The organism is Psychrobacter sp. DAB_AL32B, from assembly GCF_002224105.1.
GTDB lineage: Bacteria > Pseudomonadota > Gammaproteobacteria > Pseudomonadales > Moraxellaceae > Psychrobacter.
Genome location: NZ_NEXU01000014.1, coordinates 16,327 through 39,237, shown reverse-complemented (window position 1 = coordinate 39,237; position 22,911 = coordinate 16,327). Strand labels below are relative to the sequence as shown.

General features: G+C 41.5%; 18 protein-coding genes and 1 tRNA gene. 14 read left to right on the top strand and 5 right to left on the bottom strand.

Annotated features, from left to right (window positions below):
* The first annotated feature begins 523 nt into the window (after positions 1-523).
* The 10 genes from CAN34_RS01440 to CAN34_RS01395 all read left to right on the top strand — a co-directional run bounded on the left by CAN34_RS01440 (position 524) and on the right by CAN34_RS01395 (position 11,953).
* A complete protein-coding gene (locus CAN34_RS01440) occupies positions 524-1,516 on the top strand; it encodes a porin (RefSeq protein ID WP_089554115.1) in 993 nt (330 codons plus the stop codon).
* A 194-nt stretch (positions 1,517-1,710) separates the two neighbouring features.
* Positions 1,711-3,345 carry a CTP synthase gene (locus CAN34_RS01435; RefSeq protein WP_089554114.1) on the top strand — a complete coding sequence of 545 codons (1,635 nt, stop codon included), beginning with the start codon at positions 1,711-1,713 and terminating at the stop codon, positions 3,343-3,345.
* Positions 3,346-3,567: 222 nt separating this feature from the next.
* Entirely contained in the window at positions 3,568-4,443 is an 876-nt protein-coding gene (gene kdsA, locus CAN34_RS01430) for a 3-deoxy-8-phosphooctulonate synthase (RefSeq protein ID WP_089554113.1), read from the top strand.
* Positions 4,444-4,470: 27 nt separating this feature from the next.
* On the top strand, positions 4,471-4,725 hold the full coding sequence (locus tag CAN34_RS01425) for a cation transporter (protein ID WP_089554112.1): 255 nt from the start codon (positions 4,471-4,473) through the stop codon (positions 4,723-4,725).
* A gap of 140 nt (positions 4,726-4,865) precedes the next feature.
* Positions 4,866-5,090 carry a heavy-metal-associated domain-containing protein gene (locus tag CAN34_RS01420; RefSeq protein WP_060491649.1) on the top strand — a complete coding sequence of 75 codons (225 nt, stop codon included), beginning with the start codon at positions 4,866-4,868 and terminating at the stop codon, positions 5,088-5,090.
* A gap of 334 nt (positions 5,091-5,424) precedes the next feature.
* The gene (locus tag CAN34_RS01415) at positions 5,425-7,785 is read left to right on the top strand and encodes a cation-translocating P-type ATPase (protein WP_089554111.1); all 2,361 of its coding nucleotides are present in this window, start codon (positions 5,425-5,427) and stop codon (positions 7,783-7,785) included.
* 352 nt (positions 7,786-8,137) lie between these two features.
* Positions 8,138-9,454 (top strand): phosphopyruvate hydratase, encoded by a 1,317-nt coding sequence (eno, locus tag CAN34_RS01410; RefSeq protein WP_089554110.1) that lies wholly within the window; start codon positions 8,138-8,140, stop codon positions 9,452-9,454.
* 111 nt (positions 9,455-9,565) lie between these two features.
* Entirely contained in the window at positions 9,566-9,874 is a 309-nt protein-coding gene (locus tag CAN34_RS01405; protein WP_079692357.1) for a septum formation initiator family protein, read from the top strand.
* Between the two features lie 114 nt (positions 9,875-9,988).
* Entirely contained in the window at positions 9,989-10,813 is an 825-nt protein-coding gene (locus CAN34_RS01400) for a 2-C-methyl-D-erythritol 4-phosphate cytidylyltransferase (RefSeq protein ID WP_254423042.1), read from the top strand.
* A 507-nt stretch (positions 10,814-11,320) separates the two neighbouring features.
* Positions 11,321-11,953: a BLUF domain-containing protein gene (locus CAN34_RS01395; RefSeq protein ID WP_079692356.1), complete on the top strand. Its 633-nt coding sequence runs from the start codon at positions 11,321-11,323 to the stop codon at positions 11,951-11,953.
* A gap of 436 nt (positions 11,954-12,389) precedes the next feature.
* On the opposite strand, the gene CAN34_RS01390 is transcribed toward CAN34_RS01395, so the two are convergent.
* The 3 genes from CAN34_RS01390 to pyrC form a co-directional block, all read right to left on the bottom strand.
* Positions 12,390-12,465: transfer RNA gene (locus CAN34_RS01390), tRNA-Glu, on the bottom strand.
* Positions 12,466-13,035: 570 nt separating this feature from the next.
* Positions 13,036-13,821, bottom strand: coding sequence for a ribonuclease T (gene rnt, locus CAN34_RS01385; protein WP_089554109.1), 786 nt, complete (start codon positions 13,819-13,821; stop codon positions 13,036-13,038).
* A gap of 183 nt (positions 13,822-14,004) precedes the next feature.
* Positions 14,005-15,075, bottom strand: a complete 1,071-nt coding sequence (gene pyrC / locus CAN34_RS01380; RefSeq protein WP_089554108.1) for a dihydroorotase — start codon at positions 15,073-15,075, stop codon at positions 14,005-14,007.
* 366 nt (positions 15,076-15,441) lie between these two features.
* Here pyrC and CAN34_RS01375 point away from each other — a divergent pair, with 366 nt between their 5' ends.
* Positions 15,442-16,680: an argininosuccinate synthase gene (locus CAN34_RS01375; RefSeq protein ID WP_079692353.1), complete on the top strand. Its 1,239-nt coding sequence runs from the start codon at positions 15,442-15,444 to the stop codon at positions 16,678-16,680.
* 107 nt (positions 16,681-16,787) lie between these two features.
* Here CAN34_RS01375 and CAN34_RS01370 read toward each other — a convergent pair whose 3' ends face one another.
* Complete coding sequence (locus tag CAN34_RS01370) at positions 16,788-18,074, bottom strand: hypothetical protein (protein WP_089554107.1); 1,287 nt, start codon at positions 18,072-18,074, stop codon at positions 16,788-16,790.
* A gap of 135 nt (positions 18,075-18,209) precedes the next feature.
* On the opposite strand from CAN34_RS01370, the gene CAN34_RS01365 reads away from it, so the two are divergent.
* Positions 18,210-18,779: a L,D-transpeptidase gene (locus CAN34_RS01365; protein WP_089554106.1), complete on the top strand. Its 570-nt coding sequence runs from the start codon at positions 18,210-18,212 to the stop codon at positions 18,777-18,779.
* A gap of 245 nt (positions 18,780-19,024) precedes the next feature.
* Positions 19,025-19,645, top strand: coding sequence for a nitroreductase family protein (locus CAN34_RS01360; protein ID WP_089554105.1), 621 nt, complete (start codon positions 19,025-19,027; stop codon positions 19,643-19,645).
* Positions 19,646-19,774: 129 nt separating this feature from the next.
* Here the strand turns inward: CAN34_RS01360 and CAN34_RS01355 are convergent, their stop codons facing one another.
* Positions 19,775-21,391, bottom strand: a complete 1,617-nt coding sequence (locus tag CAN34_RS01355) for a CYTH and CHAD domain-containing protein (protein WP_089554104.1) — start codon at positions 21,389-21,391, stop codon at positions 19,775-19,777.
* A gap of 182 nt (positions 21,392-21,573) precedes the next feature.
* On the opposite strand from CAN34_RS01355, the gene CAN34_RS01350 reads away from it, so the two are divergent.
* Positions 21,574-22,857 (top strand): DUF4349 domain-containing protein, encoded by a 1,284-nt coding sequence (locus tag CAN34_RS01350; protein ID WP_089554103.1) that lies wholly within the window; start codon positions 21,574-21,576, stop codon positions 22,855-22,857.
* Positions 22,858-22,911 lie beyond the last annotated feature (54 nt).

Here is a 22,911-nt window from a genome sequence, read left to right as displayed (position 1 = left end):
TACGTTTATTTTTGTTATAGATTCTTATTAATAAATAAGTTGCTGTTTATCTATATATGTTATAATAAGTCGATCAAAGAATTTTATGTTCTTATTATTGATATTTATAGTATCCACCCTTATGTGTCTTTGGTAAGTAGGGGTGTTTTTTTTATCTATACTTAAAGATAGGTTAAATATCATATTAGCTGTAGGTTTCAGCTATTTATGTTATTAAATCCTAAAAAATATGTTGCAAATTATGTCAAAGTTGTTATGCTTGTAGCTGAAGTATGAGTTTGGTAACGGATGTTACACAATAGAGTGAAAAAGACCTAAGTTTACATGGCAGTTACTTTTTAATCCCAATTATGTAAGCCATAGCTTTTTCATCTTACGGTAACAAAAATTCGCCACACTTGTTTCTGACTAATATCGGTAGCCAGTTACACATTATATCTTTGAGGATTTGTGACGATACCATTGTGAGCACCAGCTAATCATAGCTCGTTCATTACTAAAATTGTAAAGTGGAGATATACCCATGAAAAAACTACTTCTAGCTACAGCAATTGCTGCTCTATCTGTATCTGCAGCCAACGCAGCGCCGACTGTTTATGGTAAAGCGTTCTTAACTCTTGACCTTGTAGAAGCTGATGTTGACTTCTCTGGCCCTGGTTTTAATGATAGTGACAATGCAGATGAGCGTACTTCACTAAACTCTAATGCTTCACGTATTGGTTTGAAAGGTTCTGAATCATTAACTGCTAATACAGATCTTTTATATCAACTTGAATATGGTATTAATGTTGATGCTAATAGTGATCAGTTCTATTCACGTGACACCTACCTTGGTCTGCAAAACGCCCAATATGGTAAGTTGATCATGGGTCGTTTGACTGCAATTGATGACTACGTTAACTTTGCTAACGTTACTCAAGGCAATCCATTAGGCGGTGATAACGTACTTGCTAGCTTTGATGCTCCACGTGTTAACAACTCTTTTGCATATTTCACACCTAGCTATAACAACATGCAGTTTATGGCTATGTATGGCTTAGATGAAGATAACTTCATAAACGAACAGAATATTGCCGGTGTCGCTGGTAAGTATGCAATGGGTCCAATGAATGCTGGTCTTAGTTATATTCAATCTTCAGGTGATATCGTAGGCGAATTTAAGAAAGCAATTCGTGTTAGTGGTAACTACGCAGTGAACCCAGCATTAACGGTTGGTGCTTTGTATCAGAATACGGATCTAAACACTGATGACAATGAAAATGCATTTACCCTAAGTGGCCAAATGAAAACAGCGACTCCTTGGACTGCATACGCTCAAGCTGACGTAGTTAGTAATTTTGGTGGTGATAAAGATGGTGATGCTTTACGTGGTGTTGTAGGTGGCAAATATGCTATCAACGCAGCAACCACTGGTCATGTTTATGGTTCTTATTTAAATTCAGAATTCGATGATGGTACTTCTAAAGCAGAATATGACGGCTTTGGTATCGGTGGTGGTCTAGAATACAAATTCTAATTTAAATATTAGAATTTGATTATAAAAAACTCATCCTTCGGGGTGAGTTTTTTTGTTGTGAAGATTTTTAATTTCTGAAAATTTGTTATTGAAAACGCTAAAAAGTAAGAGTTTAAGCAAGTTTATGCTTTTACCCTATATTTTGTGGCGTATTTTTAGTAAAATCCTTCTTTACCAATTACCGACAGAGTACTATGACCAAGTTTATATTTGTGACCGGTGGGGTAGTGTCCTCACTAGGAAAAGGTATCACCGCTGCTTCTCTTGCTGCCGTCTTAGAAGCACGTGGCGTAAACGTGACGATGACCAAAATGGATCCGTATATCAACGTCGATCCAGGTACGATGAGCCCATTCCAGCATGGTGAAGTATTCGTGACCGAAGATGGCGCGGAGACCGATTTAGATTTGGGCTATTATGAGCGTTTTTTACGCCATTCAAAGATGAGTAAGAGTAACAATTTCACCAGTGGTCGTATTTATCAGAACGTCTTGAACAAAGAGCGTCGCGGCGAATATCTCGGTGGTACGGTGCAGGTAATTCCGCACATTACTGATGAAATTAAAAGCAAAATCCTTGCCAGTGGCGAAGGCTATGATGTTGCCATTATCGAGATTGGTGGTACGGTTGGTGATATCGAGTCGTTACCATTTATGGAAGCGGTACGTCAAATGCAAGTAGAGCTAGGCCGCAATAGAGCCATGCTGATGCATTTAACGCTAGTGCCTTATATCGCTAGTGCGGGTGAAACAAAAACTAAGCCTACCCAGCACTCAGTAAAAGAGCTGCGGTCTATCGGCTTGCAGCCTGATATCTTAATTTGCCGCTCTGATCATCATATCTCCCAAGACAACCGTCGTAAGATTGCGCTATTTACCAACGTCGAAGAGCGTGCAGTCATTATGTGTGAAGATGCTCAAAGCATCTATCAGATACCGCGTACCTTGCATGAGCAAGATCTTGATGATTTAATCTGTGAGCGTTTTGGTCTTGATTTACCAGAAGCTGATTTGAGCGATTGGGATAAAGTGGTCGAAGCGCAGTTGAATCCTGAAGCGACCGTGACGGTTGCGATGGTTGGTAAATACGTCGAGCTACCTGATGCGTACAAGTCTATCAACGAAGCCTTGTTACATGCTGGTATCACCCATAAGGCCGACGTCAAAATCGACTATATCGATGCCGAAATCTTAGAAACTGATGAGCAGCTATTTGCACGTCTTAATGATGCCGATGCTATTTTGGTGCCAGGCGGTTTCGGTGAGCGCGGTACGTTGGGTAAGATGAAGGCCATTACTTATGCGCGCGAAAATAAAGTGCCGTATCTAGGCATCTGTCTTGGTATGCAGCTGGCAGTGATTGAGTACGCCCGTAATGTGCTACATATCGATGCCAACTCTTCTGAGTTCCATCGCACGGCGGCTGAGCCTATCATTGGTTTGATTACTGAATGGTTAGATGAGCGTGGCGAATTGCAGATTCGTAGTGATGACTCCGACCTTGGCGGTACGATGCGTTTAGGTGCTCAGCAAGCCGAATTGGTTGCTGGTAGTAAGCTTGCCCAAATCTATGGCTCAACCAACATCACTGAGCGTCATCGCCATCGTTATGAGATGAATAACCGCTACATCGAACCATTAGAACAAGCAGGTATGACGGTATCTGGTTATTCTGCTAAACAGCATTTGGTTGAGTCGGTTGAGCTTGCTGACCATCCTTGGTTTATCGCGGTACAGTTCCATCCTGAATTTACCAGCTCGCCGCGTGGTGGTCATCCATTGTTCAATAGCTTTGTCAAAGCAGCAAGAACTTATAGCGATAATAAATAAGCTTCAGGCATTACCACCATAAAATAACTTAAAAGACTGATCTTCGGATCGGTCTTTTTTTTGAGCCTGATTTTAATGATAGCAGTTATGATTTATATCTTCCCGAATTTTATGTTTCTTATGATCTATTGCATGTAATTACGCTTGTACACTTTTTTTAATTGGGCTATCGGTTACAATATGGAATAGAAATTCTGATAATAATAAAGAGGACAATAATTTATGGAAAATTTATTAACCGCACAATCACATATTCAACTTAATACCCCTAATAACAATACTATCAACATCGGTAATGATCAGCCGTTTGTCTTATTTGGTGGTATGAATGTCTTAGAATCTAAAGAATTGGCATTTGAGATTGCTGAGCAGTACGTTGAGATATGCCAGCGCTTAGGGATTGGCTATGTCTTTAAAGCCAGCTTTGATAAAGCCAATCGCTCCAGCCTGCATTCGTATCGCGGCCCTGGACTAGAGAAGGGCATCGACTGGCTTGGGCAAATCAAAGAAAAGTACCAAGTACCTATTATTACCGATGTGCACGAGCCGTATCAAGCTGCGCCCGTTGCTGAAGTTGCTGATATTATTCAGCTGCCTGCGTTTTTATCGCGTCAGACTGATTTGGTACACGCGATGGCGAAGACAGATGCGATTATTAATATCAAAAAAGCCCAGTTTTTAGCACCGCACGAGATGCGTCATATCGTTAATAAGTGTCTTGAGGGCGGTAACGATAAGCTTATCCTCTGTGAGCGTGGTAGCGCCTTTGGTTATAATAATCTGGTGGTCGATATGCTTGGTTTTGATACCATGAAGCAAATGGATATTCCGGTATTTTTTGATGTGACGCACAGCTTGCAGCAGCCGGGCGCACGTAGCGACAGCGCTGGCGGACGCCGTGAGCAGATCACAACGCTTGCCCGCGCAGGTATGGCAACAGGATTGGCAGGGCTGTTTTTAGAAGCGCATCCAAGCCCAGAAACGGCAAAGTGTGATGGTCCTTGTGCGCTACGTATGAGCCAACTAGAGCCGTTTTTACGTCAGCTTAAACAGATTGATGATTTGGTCAAAGGCTTTGAGGTATTAGATACTCATTAATAAAGTAGATCATAAGAGGACAAGACAATGGCGATTAAAGTTGCACAAGTAAGTATCGAAAATATCGATGACGCCGAAGGCCTAGATAGCGTGATGACGGCGTTAAAGAACATCACAGGCGTAACGGCGATTGAGCTGGATACGGATAGCCATACTGCGTTTGTGCGTTACGATGATACAGAAACCAGTATCCATGCTTTTACAGCGGCAATCAGCATGGTCGATTATGTCACACAGCCATTTCCTATCGATGCCCCGCAAAATCCGCGTTATCATGATTAGGTTTGGTTTATAAGAGGATAACCAAACTGACTTGTGGTCAACGCCAATACCTCTTATGCTGGTCTTGGGTATCTTCATAAAGCCTTATACAATTAAAGTATAAAAACCATTCATTCACAGATAAAAATAAGGATCCTAACATGGCAAACCAAACACGTATAATTAAAATTGACGGCATGACTTGTGGCGGCTGTGTGGCAAGTGTCCATAACGCGACCGCAGATATCGATGGTTTAGACGATATCAGTATCGAGCTTGCTGATAATCAAGCAACAGTAACCTTTGATGATAGCAAGACCAGTGTAGAGACGATTGCAGCTGCTATTGATGATGCGGGCTTCGATGCCACCATCGCCAACGCTTAATTTTATTCGTTGTTATAAACGAACCAGCTATCATGGCTGGTTTTTTAATGGTTAAAAACTATTAATATTAAAGTAGAGCTATAAGCTTTCTTATTGCTGTAACACGTATGCTTAAGCTGACATAGTTGTTCAGCTGAAATAGTTGAATTGGTGCTAGTCATGACCATTTAATATATATGTTGCTATAGTAAGAAGGTTGCTATTCAAATGCTCTGAAAGGCAGTCTGATATTTGCCTTTAGAGAGCACTGCTTGTTTGATTTAGATTTTTATTCTTCCATTGATATACTTTTATAGCTTATACCAATTTATAAACGCCATGACGAGTTCTATTTATGAATGATTATACCCGTACCGATACCCATAATTCTTACGATGTTGAGACTGATATTCAGTCCAATACGACGCTTGCACCGCATCGTGCGCATTTGCAACTGGCAATTGAGGGAATGACGTGTCAGGCCTGTGCCTCACGAATCGAGAAGGTACTTAATAAAAAGCCTTCGGTATATGAAGTCAGTGTGAACTTTGCAGGCGAGACCGCCAATGTAGATTATGATCCGACGCAGACAACGCCAGAGCAGGTGACGGAATGGGTCAATAAGACCGGCTTTGTGGCCAATTTGCAGGCAGCCGATAGTTTATTTTCACAGACGGATGAGGATACAGCAACTCAGTATCCGTGGCGCTTGATTGGTTTGTGGGTTTGTTTGCTACCATTTTTGGTGGGTATGGCAGGCATGCTTGTTGGTCAAGGTATGGCTTGGATGCCACCGGTTTGGATTCAGTTCATATTAGCAACGATTGTGCAATTTGGTTTGGCATTACCATTTTATAAGAGTGCTTGGGCGTCAATCAAAGGCGGTCTTGCCAATATGGACGTCCTAGTCGTCATCGGCACGGTGACTATTTGGGCGTATTCGACTTATCTATGGCTGACGCATGGCGATGGCAGCTTAAATAGCCTATTGCAGAGTAGTCACGCTGGCGGTCATGGCGTTCATAATGGCCCTGCCGTTTATTTTGAAGCAGGCGTGATGGTCATTGCTTTTGTACGGACAGGTAAATATCTTGAAGAGCGTACCAAAAAGCACAGTTTAAACAGCATTGATTTACTATTATCGCTGACACCAGACGAAGTCGAGCAGCAGCAGCCAAATGGTGACTTCCATAATGTGGCTCTTAAAGAAGTACAAGTGGGTGATATCTTACGCGCTAAGCAAGGTAGCCGAGTCGCAACCGATGGAACCGTTATCGATGGTAGTGGTTGGTGTGTGGAAAGCCATTTAACGGGAGAGTCCGTACCCCTTAAAAAAGAAGCTGGTAGCGAGCTGCTGGCAGGTGCCTTGGTCGAAAACGGTAGCTTACTATACCGTGTACGTGCCAAAGGCAGCGATACTAAGCTGGGTGACATGGTACAAGCGCTGAGCGACGCACAAGGCTCAAAAGCCAATTTGGCTCGTCTTGCCGATAGAGTAACGGCGATCTTTGTGCCAGTTGTTGTGACCATTGCCTTGGTTACCTTTGCGTTGACGTGGTGGCTGACAGGTATGGTCGATACCGCCTTGATGCATGCAGTATCAGTATTAGTGATTGCTTGTCCGTGTGCGCTTGGTTTGGCAACGCCAGCGGCTATCATGGCTGGAATGGGTGTCGCTGCTCGGCATGGTGTTTGGTTTAAAGATGCCCAAAGTCTTGAGGCTGCAGGTAGTATTGATACCGTTGTCTTGGATAAGACAGGTACATTGACCATTGGTAAGCCTACTATCGTTGATGAAGTAATGGTTGATAAGTCACTCGCTGTTGATGATGTATTACAAATAGCAGCGAGCGTTGAAGCGCATGCCAGTCATCCGCTCGCTACTGCGCTGATCAATGCTGCCGCAGAGCGTCATTTGCCACTATTAACTGTTAATGATATTAGCGTAGTAAAGGGTGCGGGTATACAAGCACAAATTGAAGGGCTTGGGGTTATAAAGGTCGGTACCGCAGAGTTTGCTAACCTCACTTTACCTAAGTTGATGCCAAAAGTATGGCAAATTGCTAGTACCGTGGCGATTAGTATTAACGATGAGCCGCTGGGTGCTTTTGCCTTAGCTGATGATTTAAAAGCGGATACGCCACGAGCAATTACTGCGCTACAAGATGCTGGCATCAATGTGATTTTGATGAGCGGTGATAAACAATCTGTCGTCGACCATGTGGCAGGACAACTGGGTATTGAACAAGCTTATGGTAAGATGAGCCCGCGTGACAAAGCCAGCCAAATTGCTTTATTGCAAACGGCTGGACATAAGGTTGCTATGGCAGGGGATGGTGTTAACGACGCGCCAGCGATGGCGACCGCTGATGCTAGCTTTGCGATGTTTGAAGGTACCGATGTCGCACAGCATAGCGCCTCTGCACGCTTGATGGGTGAGTCGCTCATGCATATTGATGCGGCACAAAAAATTGCCCAAGCAACGCTACGCAATATCAAGCAAAACCTGTTTTTTGCCTTTATCTATAATTGCATTGGTATTCCGCTTGCCGCTTTTGGTTTTTTAAATCCTATGATTGCTGCTGCTGCTATGGCGCTAAGCTCCATTTCGGTATTGATGAATGCGCTACGCTTAACGCGGTTTAAAACCGAGGTTGAGCTAGACAATACGGTATCTAACTCTAATACGGATAAAAAGCGTCCAGTGAAAGCTTAGGTTTTTTTTACAATTATAAAAGTCTAGTATTTGCGATATCACCTTTACTTGAGCAAATCGATAATTGCCAATCTTGCTATTTATGTTTTATTTTATGACCGCAAGTTGGGGTAAGATAAGGGAAGTTTGGCAAAATATATGCTATGATGCCAAACATTATAGTCGGCTGTTAATATACTAAATAGACCTTTAATATAGCTCAGAAATAGTGCTCAAAATCAGCCGATTGTACCAATATGCAAAGCTGTTTTGGGCGCATATGCTATACGATATTTTGCTTTATCTTTTTTGTATTCTAGCTGCCGTTATTTACCCCCTAAACTTGGCATGACCAAAGGAATTAACAGACATTATGTACGCTGAAGAAACCAACAACGTCACCGCAATTAAAGACATTCGCGCTCGTGAGATTTTAGACTCGCGTGGTAACCCAACGATTGAAGCCGATGTTATCTTAGCGGACGGCACTATCGGCCGCGCCGCAGTACCAAGTGGCGCATCAACCGGCTCACGTGAGGCCGTTGAGATACGTGATGGTGACAAAGATCGCTATATGGGTAAAGGCGTCAGAAAAGCGGTTGCCAATGTCAACAGCCAAATCCGTAGCGCTTTAATGGATAAGGACGTTAGTGAACAGCAGAACATCGATGACACTATGATTGCGTTGGATGGTACGGACAACAAAGATAACCTTGGTGCCAATGCCATACTTGCGGTCTCACTTGCTGCCGCAAAAGCTGCCGCGCAGTCGCAAAGCTTACCGCTGCATCAATATATTGCCAATTTGCGTAATCAGACTTCATTGACGATGCCTGTGCCAATGATGAACATCTTAAATGGTGGCGAGCATGCGGATAACACGGTTGATATTCAAGAGTTTATGATTGAGCCGGTTAGTTTTACGAGCTTTTCAGAAGCGCTACGTGCCGGTACTGAGATTTTCCACAGCTTAAAATCTGTTTTAAAATCACAAGGTTTAAGTACTTCAGTAGGTGACGAAGGCGGCTTTGCTCCTAACTTACGTAGCAATGAAGAAGCTATTACGGTTATCATGCAAGCGATTGAGCAAGTCGGTTATAAAGCAGGTGAAGACATTCATCTAGCCTTAGATTGCGCAGCTACAGAGTTCTATAAAGATGGTAAATATATTTTAGCAGGCGAAGGTAATAAAGCTTTTGATAGCCAAGGATTCTCAGACTATCTGGTAGGATTGGCACGTCAATATCCTATTATCTCTATCGAAGACGGTCTTGATGAGTCAGATTGGGATGGCTGGAAATATTTGACTGAGCAAATTGGCGATAAAGTTCAGCTGGTCGGTGATGATTTATTTGTGACCAATCCCGCTATTTTGCAAGAAGGTATTGATAAACATATTGCCAATGCCATTTTGATTAAATTTAACCAAATCGGCACCTTATCAGAAACCCTAGATGCTATTTATCTGGCGAAGAAAAATGGCTATGCAACCATTATTTCACATCGTTCAGGTGAAACTGAAGACAGCACCATTGCTGATTTAGCGGTTGGTACTGCTGCTGGTCAAATTAAGACCGGCTCACTATGCCGCTCAGATCGTGTCGCGAAATATAATCAGCTACTACGTATTGAGCAGCAAGTACGCGCAAGCTATCGTGGCCGTGAAGAGTTTATCGGTTTACGTGGCTAATGAGCTGAACTTATAGCTAACGCTGGGCGATATATAATTGCTTATATATCGCTTAGCAAGATTAGCCAGTTTTTATTCTATTATCTCTATATCGTTTGGCGTTATCAGCTTATGAAATACTTTAGCCAATTTATACTACTTGCTTTAGCCGTTGCCGTGCTGTTAGGACTGCAATATCAATATTGGCTGGGTGAAAATGGTCGATTTGAGCATAATAAGCTCCTGACTCAGGTTGAAGAGCAGCAACGCTTAAATGACAACCAAGTATTAGCAAATAACTTATTGCGTACGGACGTAAATGATTTAAAGACAGGTCTTGAGGCTGTAGAAGAACATGCTCGTTTAGATTTAGGCTTGATTAAGCCAAATGAAACCTTTGTACAAGTATCAACGGCACCAACCACACACAGTCGTTATTAATTTTTGCACCCATCGCAATGAGCCGTTATTAATAATGATGGTTTCGCGCAACTTTAAGCCTCTGTTCTTATTAGTATTTATTCAGCTACTATTATATAGTCATGGAATCAACCCATGAATACTATTTTACGAACCCCGCCTTATGAACCCCGAGTTATGAATACCACCCCTAATATACACGCTATGATTGTCGCTGCTGGTCGTGGGAGTCGTTTTGGCGCCTCTATTGCCAAGCAATATACGATGCTTCAAGGGCAAACATTGCTACAGCACAGTGTGGCGCGACTTGCTGATAGTGCTTATATCGATAGCTGCTTATTGGTCGTGGCAGCAGATGACAGCACTGCACAGACACTAAATTTTGCGCTTCCTATCTATTATGCTATTGGCGGTGCTGAACGTTGGCAATCGGTACAGGCAGGAGTAGAGGCGATTATCAATGCAGGCGCTGCTACAACGGATTTAGTTGTAATCCATGATGCGGCGCGTCCCACTGTGCCCAGCCATGATATCGATCAAGTCATTAAGGTGGCGATGCTAGAGCCTTACGGTGCTATCTTAGCGACACCGGTTGCTGACACTCTAAAGCAGGCGTATTCATCGTCTGACACAGCATTACTCTGCAAGGAGCCTAGCGCTAAAGCTGAGCTTATCAATGGCTGTAGCGACCGTTATATCCCGCACGCTTATGCCCAAAAAACGATTGATCGCAGTAATATGTGGCAAGCACAAACGCCGCAAGTATTTCGACTCGGTCAATTGAAACAAGTATTGGCCTATGTCTCTGAGCATAAGCTTGCTATCACCGATGAAGCCAGTGCTTTTGAATACTTGAAATTGCCGATTCGTCTAGTCACAGGCAGTCGCCAAAATATTAAGCTAACTTATCCTGACGATGCGATATTGCTCGCAGCGATTCTTACTGCTCAATCACAATAATCATTATTATAGTCAACTTAATATATAAGAAATACACCCCCAATAGCCTTTTGCTAGCATGAGGCTCTTTCGCGTGCTGTGCTCTTTGCATCTTAGAGGTCTTGAAAAGTTCATCTCATCACCACTCTATTCTTTTAAAATTTATCGATTATAGCTAACCAAAGTCAGTTCGATATTGTCTAAGTAATCCTACAGATTTTTCCTTCCTACGATAAAGTATTAGTCCTTTATTCTATAACTTCTCTAAAAACATATTTAAAAACCCTAATAAGAATATTTCTAAAACATTGTTGGAAGTTAATAAGTTGTTACCCAAGATAAAGATATATTGCTTTGATGACTAAACTAACCTATGATGTAACCAACTTAATACAATTAATATAAACATTTATAAAATCAATAATATACCAAGCCGAATGATTGTTTTTTAAGGTCTTGTCTCTATATTTTTACTAAAATGAGTATGGTTGTCTTAGCTATATTTACCTAATAATAGGGAGAAGCTGATTGTCAACGGTCAATGATTCGACCAATCCAGTAACGCCAGATCTCTGCCAGCTTGTATATCTGAGCCATATTACTGCAACTGGGCTTTCAAATGCCAGTACGCTTAACGACATTGCAGAAATCGCGATTAAGCACAATAAAGTCGATAATATTACAGGTATTCTTTGCTACGGCAACGGCTACTTTTTCCAATATGTAGAAGGTTCTGAGCAAGCATTGACCAATCTCAAAAATCGCTTATTGGTAGATGATCGCCACAAAGACCTAAAAATATTGGATTTTTCAGTACTTTCTGAGCGCCATTTTTCTAATTGGTCATTACGCTCTATTACGCTTGAGCGCTGGATGGTTAATGAGCCCAAGCTTAAAGCCTTTATGCCATTTAAGCCCGATAGCTGGCAGCCTAATGAATGGCAGCAGTTTTTAAATATTTTGCAACAGCATTACGAAGAGCAGCAAGAAAACGTCGATATTGATACCCATCCTATAAAGTATAGTACCTTAGGTTTGACGTTAGGAAAAGTAGTGGGGCAGCACCAAGCCTTCTTCTTAATTCAGACCGTATTGGGTGGGCTAATTGTATTGGCACTATTATGGTTGATATTAGCAGATAAAATTTGGTGGGGTTTCTAGATATACAGCGTTCATTCGCTCATTAAGTAAGCCAGCATAAATTGCTGGCTTTTTATTTTCCTAAAAATATGAAAGCTAAATTAACGGTTAGAAGTAAAATCAAAGCGCATAGATAATTACGAGTAGTTGAGAAGTGAAATAGCATAGCTATCAAGTAAAGTCGATACTGTGAATCGGTGTTTTGATAATCATGTGTTACTGCTATAAATTATTTTAGCTTGCTACTTACAAGCGTGGCAGAGACTGTGAAAAACTAATCTCAGCAACACGTTCTCGTTTTTAAAGTGAATTGGCGATAGCTGCTTCAGCTTTAAAGAAAGCAATAGACATAAAAAAAGCCCCCTCATAATAAATTATGAGGGGGCTTTTCGGTGGTACGCTTATCAGTCTTATTGAATGCTTTGCAGCAAACTTGCTAACAAGTGACGCCAGTTAGTGGCGTCCCCAGGGGGATTCGAACCCCCGTTACCGCCGTGAAAGGGCGGTGTCCTAGGCCTCTAGACGATGGGGACTAGTAACAACGCTTCAACTGCTTTCACCATTTATGCTGAAGTGGTGCGTATTTTAATGGCGTTCGAGCTTCCTGTCAAGCCTTTTTCTACGTCTTTTTAAAATTAAGTATCTTTTTTTGAGTGCGCGCCGCGGATGTAGGTCATTACTCTTTAAATGATACCGAATCCATAATGAAGTACAAGCACTAATGGTTAAAGCAAGCAGCATATAACCGATAATGGTTCCCCATAACTTGAGTTGTGGATCCATAATAAAGTCCCTCCTATTAAGCCCTGATAACAATTACTATCAAGTTAGTGTGAACTACTTAAACCATCTATAGGATATTAGGGTGTCCTCAAAGACAAAAACAAGAATTGATAAGTGAGCTATCAATTCTACTTAGACAATACACAATAACTAGCTGGGCTGACAGTTGACCTGCTTATTACTGCATTAACCATATCCGTATTGATTAAAAAATCTAGATAACAAAATTATAAATTTAATAAGTCATAAAGTTAACAAGTCAGTATTATTTTTTTCTAATACTTAATAATAAGTATAATTTAAAAATAGCTATCTATTGTTTAGTTATTGTTTGATGTGTCTTCATTCGATGCTTCTTCAACGGCCGATACATGCAAAGCATTGCTTAGCATAGGATAAGAGTTAAGGATGTGACAAAACAGCTCAGCAGTCTTTTGTGTGTCATATAGCGCTGAGTGAGCGTCATTGCCATCAAAATCAAGCCCTGCCGCTTTACAGGCGCGTGCAAGCACCGTCTGTCCAAATGCGAGTGCTGACAAGGTCACGGTATCAAAGACTGAGAAGTTATGAAAAGGGTTGTGGGTTTTATTATTAGTACGTAAGACCGCGGCATTTAAAAATGCCAAATCAAAGTGCGCATTATGTCCAATTAAAACACATTGACGGCAGTCTTCAGCACGGCGTACTTCTTTTAAACCTTTAAAAATACGGCGTAGAGCTGTTTTCTCATCTTCAGCAATCGCTTTACGTAATGGATTGTTTGGATCTATACCGGTAAAAGCCAGCGCGCTTGGCTCAAGATTTGCGCCTTCAAAAGGTTCGATATGCGCATTGAAAGCCTCACCTGGATAAAATACGCCTTGCTCATTAAGTAGCACAGGAATACAAGCAATTTCTAATAACGCATCGGTTTGCGCGTTAAAGCCTGCGGTTTCAACATCAACGACGACAGGCAGAAACTTACGAAAACGATCTTTTAAGCTCATGGGCGCTGGTTCTTTTATTGCGGTGTTTTCAGTAGAAATACTTGGCGCAACATCGAGGTGGTCATTTACATTGTTGGATAAATTATTTTTAGGTAAGGCGGCATCGTTTTGAGTGGTCATATCAAGTTAAATCGCTTTTATCAGTCGAGCTGTGGTATTTAATGAAAGAGTTGAGTTAAAAAACAAACATCCTACGATATAAATGTACCCTTTTAATAAAAGGGCGGCATTGATATTGTAGGATAAAATAGAGGTAACTCTAATCTATAAAAATAGAGTGCGCTAGGCCATACTTAGTAAACGTTAGCCTTTAATAGACCAAGGTAAGGTTTCGCCTGCCATCAGCGGTGTTAATGAGCTACCATCGAAATAAGGGTAGGCTGTCGGCACTTGCATAGGTACGTTGATGAGAGTAATAGTGCTCTCATTGATGGGTAGACCGTAGAATTGCGCGCCAAATCGGCTAGTAAACCCTTCTAATTTGTCGATTTTACCAACGCTATCGAACGCTGTAGCGTATAGCGGTAGCGCAGTCGCTGAGCTATAACAGCCAGCACAGCCACAAGCAGCTTCTTTTTTATCGGTCGCATGGGGAGCAGAGTCAGTGCCTAAAAAGAATTTTGGATTGCCACTGGTCGCCACATCTAATAATACTTTTTGATGGCTTTCACGCTTTAAAATAGGCAAGCAATAAAAGTGTGGCTTGATACCACCAAGCAATAAATGATTGCGGTTAAACATCAAATGCTGCGGCGTAATAGTGGCGGCAATTTGGTTACCTTGTGACAAGACAAAGTCAGCTGCATCACTGGTGGTGATATGTTCCATCACAATTTTCATGGTTGGGAATTTTATGATAATTTGTGCCAACACCTCGTCTAAAAAGCGCTTTTCACGGTCAAAAATATCGACATGATCGTGAGTCACTTCACCATGTAGCAGCAGTGGAAGATTATATTTTTCTAATGCCTCAAATATATCCACGCAGGCGTTGATGTCGGTGACGCCATCGGCAGAGTTGGTGGTGGCGCCAGCAGGATAAAGTTTGACCGCTTGTACAATACCTGATTTTGCGGCCATCTCGATATCTTGCGCGGTGGTTGTATCGGTGAGATACAGAGTCATACGTGGATCAAAAGCAGCCTTACGCTCAGCCGTCAAATCACTGGCTTCTAGATGTTGCATGATACGCGCACGGTAGGCATGAGCATCATCGACATTCTTAACAGGCGGCACCAGATTTGGCATACAGATAACACGGTTAAAGCTTTCTGCTGCATGAGGGACTGTGGTTGCCAACGCTTTATCGTCACGCAAATGAATATGCCAATCATCTGGCTGAAGGATGGTTAATTCTCTAATCGAATCAGTCATAGTAACATCGCGCTCTATATCGTCATATATGGGAGTAAAAGGGAGTCTTGCTGTGCTGCTATCATAACAGATTTGCCTACTTGACTAAATATGTGGCTAGATATCTATACATAAATTATCGGCGATTTTTTAATATATCAGGGTTTGATAGTGCGTTAAGTCTACTGTAAAAAATGTAATTATTGATTAAATAGCTTCTAAATATAAGCGAAAACCGCGTAGCTAATGGCAGTGCCACTTTTGCCGGTAGTAAATATGATGTACACTGAGCAGGCAACCTATTTTTCTTTAATTTCGACTTATCATTAGTATTTTTACTTCCCATTAAATTTATTCGACAATAAATTCTTATATTAGGAGTTATTCATGGCTCAGCTTGATCCGAAAACTATTAATAAAATCGTGTTGGCATATTCAGGTGGTCTTGACACCTCAATCATCGCCAGATGGCTACAAGAAACCTATGATGCGGAAGTGATTACTTTCACCGCTGACATTGGTCAAGGTGAAGAAGTTGAACCTGCACGTGCCAAAGCTGAAGCAATGGGTATCAAACATATCCATATTGAAGACTTGCGCGAAGAGTTTGCCCGTGATTATGTATTCCCAATGTTCCGCGCCAATGCTATCTATGAAGGTGAGTATTTACTTGGTACTTCTATTGCGCGTCCACTAATCGCCAAGCGTTTGGTTGAAATTGCAAAAGAACATAACGCTGATGCGATCAGTCATGGTGCGACTGGTAAAGGTAATGACCAAGTCCGTTTTGAGCTTGGCGCTGTTGCTTTGTCTCCTGACGTAGTTACCATTGCGCCATGGCGTGAATGGGATTTGTCTAGCCGTGAAAGCTTGATGGAATATGCTAAAGAGCATAATATTGCCATTGACTATGCTGGTAATAAGACCAAATCTCCTTACTCAATGGACGCTAACTTATTACATATCTCTTATGAAGGCGGCATCTTAGAAGATCCGTATGCTGAAGCAGAAGACGACATGTGGCGCTGGTCAGTCAGCCCTGAAGAAGCACCGGACGTGCCGCAATATCTAGAGTTAGAATATGAAAAAGGCGACATCGTTGCTATCGATGGCGAAAAACTTAAGCCATACGAGATTATGATTAAGCTTAATGACATTGGTGGTAAGCATGGTATTGGACGCTTAGATATCGTTGAAAACCGTTATGTTGGTATGAAGTCACGTGGCTGTTATGAAACGCCAGCGGGTACCATTATGCTAAAAGCGCATCGCGGTATTGAATCATTGACGCTTGACCGTGAAGCCGCGCATCTAAAAGATGAGCTGATGCCACGTTACGCTAAGATTATCTATAACGGCTATTGGTTCAGCCCTGAGCGTATGATGTTGCAAGCCTTGATTGATAAATCACAAGAGTATGTCAATGGTACGGTACGCTTAAAATTATATAAAGGTGCAGTAAGCGTGGTCGGACGTAAATCAGATGATTCATTATTTGATGAAAAAATTGCGACTTTCGAAGATGATGCAGGCGCTTATGATCAAAAAGACGCAGAAGGCTTCATTCGCTTAAATGGTCTACGCTTGGCGATTGAAGCCAGCCGTGGTCGCGATTTATCTAAATAAGCTTTTTAACTGAAAGCTTTTCAGCTAAATTAGAGATAAAAACAGAGGCGCTATATAAATAGCGCCTCTGTTTTTTTATTGCTGATATATTTTTATTAATACACTTTTTAAATACTAGTTTTTGATAGCGGTTTTTCTACTTTTTCATCATTAGGCTCATCTTCGTCTACCATTACGATAGCCACATCTTGCTGCTGACGCTCTTCCGCACTAGGCTTCTGCTCTAACAGTTGTTCTTTGGCAAGCCTGATACTATAAGATTTTTGCTTGTAGTATTTGAGGGTTGCTAGTCCACCAAGCAAACCGATAACAAGAATGATAATCAAAATAACAGGGTTCTTCCAAAGAGGTATTGATGCCTCGTACTCAATCGGCTTTTCGCTGGTTGTTGTCGGCGTATTGTCATTATTGCCACCGATTAATCCTAAGCTGACCAGCGGCGGCTTTGGTGGGCTGGCAGGTTCAGATGTTATCCTTAAACGATTGCGCTGCAAGTATATTTCTGAAATCTTGGCCAATTGTAGCAACCAGCGCTGGTGTGGCAAGGTGATAGCAGTCATCTCTGCAAACACCAATAAATCATTATGTTTGCCTTGCTGGATGTTTTCAGATGAGCGGCCAATCACTTTTAAATAATTCCCTGTGGCCAGTTGCATGTCTTGCACTGGCTCATAATGCTCGGGTTGGAATGCTGTCAGCTCGTACCAGTAAGGATCAAAAGGGGGCGGTTTACCTGACAGCTGCTCAGCGTTTAATAAACGCCGCTCTGAGCTACCTTCTAACTCTACTTCTAAAGAGTTTTTTGCTGGTAAGATAAGTTCTTTGTCATCATTAGTATCAGCTAATGCGACAGATGCTGGCGTTGGCTGGCTGGCCGCAAAACGTGCTGCGGATAAAAACTGTGGTTGTAAAGCAAACCATTTATTAATTTCATCATTATCAAGTTGGCTATATTCCACTAAAATAGCCAGCTCACGCAGCACGATAACGCATAGAGAGGTAAGTAAAATTTGCACTTGTGGCGTTGTCGCGTCAATCTGTGCGGCAATATGGTCGCTGGCTTTGATCACACGTGCACTATCATGGAATATCGCATCGGCTGCATCATGACGATGGTATAACGTTGCATTGAGGGTCGCAAAGTTCATAGAGTTATACTGCCGTAGCTCTTTGACCGCATGACGCCCAAATAGTTTTTTGCTAACAGTTTGTCCTTGGTGGCGCTGCTGATAAGCGAGAAGGGCGCTGATGATCGCTTGCAAACTGGCGTCCATGGCTAAACGCGCTTGCGGTAGTGAAAGCTGAGCGGCATCTGCCAATAATGACACCATAGGCTTGGTATCTTGATATAGAAAATCATACATCGACACACGTGCCGGTGAAATAGTCGTCATAATCTGCTAGCATCAAAAAGTGTGCCCCTATATTACGGTGCCAAATGTCTTGATACAATCCCTTAATAATAGAAAACTTCATTCATTTTTTATAACGCTGTCAGTAAGGATGTATATGATAGCTGGACGAACACTATGATAAATAACGGAAACCTTTTGACGCAGCTAGTCATTAACATTGCTCAGCAAACTTTGACGCTATACAAACAGCAAAAAGTTGTTGCTCAATACACCGTATCTACCGCTAAAAACGGCATAGGCAGCCAACAAGACAGTGGCTGTACGCCACTCGGCAAACATGTGATCGCAGAAAAAATAGGTTTAAGCGCGCCTAGTAATGCCGTATTTATTGGTCGTGTAGCTACTGGCGAGATATATGATGAAGCTTTTGGTGCGTTATATCCTGAACGCGATTGGATATTGAGCCGCATTTTATGGTTAAGCGGTATTGAGGAAGGGTTTAATAAAGGCAGTAATCATCAAGGCGGCTGCGATACTTATCAACGCTATATTTATATTCATGGCACACCAGACAGTGAGCCTATAGGTATACCGCTCTCACATGGCTGCGTACGTATGCGCAATCAGGATATTATTGAATTGTTCGCGCAGGTAGATGAAGGCACACCCGTTTCTATTATTAATGATGTCTATGATATCGATGACGTTAATGACATTGCTCACATTACCAATATTTATAAATAGTCTACAACAGTAATCATATGCGGCGTCATAAAATTTATTAATAGTCTTACCGTTATAGAAGAGGAATTTACAACAGTCACTTACAAGGTTATTTATAAAATAAAATTAACAATAACGTACCGATATTAAGTTATTTGCTACAATATTTACCTAGATTGTGAATCTTTGAAAATAGTTGCTAACTATCAAGAATATATAATCCTACTCTCTTAAGTATATTAATAATAATTACGAGGAAAATAATAATGACTACATCCAGTCTAGTAAGTCTACAACAAGCTTTTGATGAACGTCGTACTATCTATGCTTTAGGTAACGATTTACCAGTAGATCCAAGAGCGATTGTTAATATTGCCGAGCGCGTGCTGCTACATACACCATCTGCCTTTAACTCTCAGTCATCTAGGCTAATCGTGTTATTTGGCGAGCAACATAAACAGGTGTGGGATATTGCCGAAGGTAAGTTGCGTCAAGAAATAGGCGATGGTGATTTTGTAAGTAGCAAACAAAAGATGGACAGCTTTCGAGCAGGGGCAGGCACGGTTCTGTTTTATGAAGACAAAGAAGTCACAAAATCGTTGCAAGATAATTTTGCCTTATATGCTGATAAGTTCCCTCTGTGGGCGCATCAGACCTCAGCAATGCATCAGTATGCTATGTGGACAGAATTACGTACGCTAGATGTTGGTGCGAGTCTCCAGCACTACAATCCGCTGATTGATGAGGATGTCGCAGTGGCATTTTCAGTTCCTAAAAATTGGGATCTAATCGCGCAAATGCCATTCGGCAATATCCTTGAACCTGCTGGTAAAAAAACTTATCAGCCGCTTAATGAGCGTATGAAAGTATTTGGATTAAATGATTGATCAGTTATTAATAAAGTAAAAAAACATAAAAAAGACAGCTCATATTCATGATGCTGTCTTTTTTATGTTTATACCAATTTAATAGCTCATAAGGTTAATACGAGCAATTCAAAGCTATACTATTCATTTTTACCAAAACGTTGCACAATCTTCAATACGGTCTAACTGCTTTTGTAAGCGTTTGGAGTCATCTTTTAAAATAGCAGCAAACCATCCCACGCCGTATAAGGCATTAAGATCAGTGAGTGCTTTATGTTGATAGCACTGCTGATAATAAGTCATATCGACTTGTTTACCGAGTGATTTTTGCGCTTTTACCACGCGTTTTAGCCAGCGTTTGGTTTTCTTTTTGCCGTATAAAGGTGCGGCAAGCTCACCCATATAACGTAGGTTGTTAAGCTGATAATGTAATTGCTGCTGCGCTTGATATTTATCATTGTTTTTCAAACTGAGGTTTTTTGAATTAGTGCTGGTTGAATTAGTGCTAGTGGAGTCAAGGCTATCAGGCTTAGCATTGATCACATCATTTAGTCTTTCCTCGGTTTTAAGAAACTTTGCCTGCTGTTTGGACAGTGTTTTTGTGAGATGATCTAAGGCAATCTTATCTGCTTGTGGCTCAAGGCTAGGATCACTCATAGTAAAGGCAATTAACTCCAGCAAGGTCAGTTGAAAGTCATTGGCGCTGACCGCATCGATAGGTGTTGTTTTTATAGCTTCAACATCTGCGGTCCAATCTACCATTGGTGCGCCATGCTTTTGTAGCATTGGCTCAATATGGGTAGCAAGATAGCTAAGATCGTAATAGTCGCTGAGTAAAGTCGCTGTTTGTTTGATTATGAGCAACCAATCAGGATTGACCTCATCAGAGAAGCTGGCAAATGCGCTTAGCGCAGTACGTAAGCGGCAAATACCGATGTACAGTTGCAAAACGTGTTCATGGTCAGTGCTACTACTCACGATAGCACTGCTGTTCGGTAGTATTTGTAATAGACAGTTATGGACGATTGCGCGTAAAAAAGCGGGCATACTACTGTCTTTATTTATATTAAGCTCACTAAGGTTAGCGCTAGTAGCAGGGCTGTGGTGTTGTCCTTTGATAAGTAAGCCCCCACGTTCGGCTTTGGTCACGGTGGATAAGCATAATTTATAGCGCTTACACCATACTTTAGCTGTCGCAAATAAAAAATCCAAATCTCCTGATACGAGCTCAAACTCTATCTCTTGAATGGCGTCTCGCTGAGTATCGTCACCACCATGGATTATTTCTCCATGGTCATATGCCACCTCAATGCTATTATCGCTAACATCAATTTCATTGCTGCCAGCTTCTATGAGTAACCTAGTGGTGCGCTCTACATCAGTTACATAAAGCCGTGTCAATTTTTTAGCCAGTTTTTTTAGCTTAAAAGCTGCTAACGCTGGGGCAATAGTGGTGTCTTTATAAGTGCTTAAATCAGGCATTAGGTCGTTATTGTCGAGCATCGCTTGTACCTGCTCATTGTCCAATGTCAAATTGTGCTCTAAACGCGCCGCAATACCGTCACCGCCAGCTTTGATGGTCTGTACCCAAGTGTTACCCTCACGACGAATACGCAAGCCAATACCGGCCTGTGCAAGCTGCTGATCAGGTGTATCATAATAATGAGCAGCCATTTGCGTCACCTGTGAAGATTTGACTTTCGCTTGACGCATCAAACCTTTTAATCGCAACTCTGGCACCAAAAACTTCAGCTCTATCTCTTGCATGACGGCTCCTAATGACTCTAATAAGTTTAAGTAACTACCATCGTATGAAAGCTATCGGTTAATGACAAGTAAAGATTTTTTTATAAATAAAAAGTCCAAACATTAAAGATATACTTTTAATAAGTAATCATTATAATTAGAATAATTCATCAAACAAAAGTAGATTATAGGCGATTGATCAAATGATAAAACCTACAGCTGATATATGCAAAACTGGTTTGGATGTTAAAACAATAAAGCCATGTGAGAAAAATGAGTGTGACGCCAGTGACTCTTACAAAGTAGTGAGTTTTAAAACCTTGATGCTACCAATAGTGCTGCCGACAATATTAGGCTCACTGATTTTAATAGGCGGTTGTAGTGACTCTTCTGAATATGCTGAGAGCAGTGCTGATATGGAGTCGGTTCAGTCTGTAACGGAGGAGGCTACTGATAATAGTGAGATAAATGGCATTATGTCCGATGTGGCAGCTGATAGCACATCAAATGCTAAGCCTACTTCTAACGATTTAAGTGTTGATAATCTATCAGGTGACAGTGAACAAACACTTGGCAGCCAAGTGGCGGATATTCAAATCGCTGGCAAAGAGCTGCTAATAACGGCAAGTGCAAATTTTAAAGTCAAAGACGTCGTCAAGAGTAGCGCTGCTATTGAGAACTTAACGCGGCAACAGGGTGGTTATGTGGCGCTCAGTAATATTAGCAACCATCCAAATGATAGCCGCACCTTTGTACAAGATGATAAAAATATTACGATCACCACTTATACTCGTCAAGCTGAAATGACGGTTCGGGTTCCTCGTGTCAACATCAATAAGTTTTTAGCACAATTACAACCGCAAGTGGCTTTTTTAAATGGGCAGGAATTTACTGCTGAGGACGTCACCTTAGATATTTATCGCGAAAAGCTGGCAAGTCAGCTGGGTAGTGATATGGCAAGTGAGCTCAGCCAAGAGCGACTAGATAGTAAGAATAATAAAGATCAAAGCAGTAATGTCGATGCTATCACTGCCACTTATGCCGCGCGTCGTCAGCAAGATCTGGCTAAGCTTGAGCAGATGGATATCATTGACAAAGTTAAATACAGCACCATCCGCTTGACCTTTATGCAGCCGGATATCAGTTATAAAGAAATCACGCAAAATCTAGATGTGCTATTAGATGCTGAGCGTCCAAGTTTTGGTGCACAAGTGAAGCAAGCATTTAAACATGGCTGGGAGATGCTGAGATCTTTTGTAATGGGCTTAATACAATTGTGGTGGTTAGTCGTACTTGCTGGTACTTTGTATCTAGTTTATAGAATGGTAAAAGCCCTCTATCGTAAATTATTCAAAAATGATGCACACCTAACAAATCTGAAGCGTGAGTTGATGGATAAAAACCATGTACGTAAATACTCATCAGAGTTAGATAAGAATCAGACAGATGATAATAATAGCGGCGACAATAAGCCTTCTAAAAGCTAAGTTCTTAAATGAAATACCTAATGAACACGCATAAAAAAGCCGCCTTACATGATG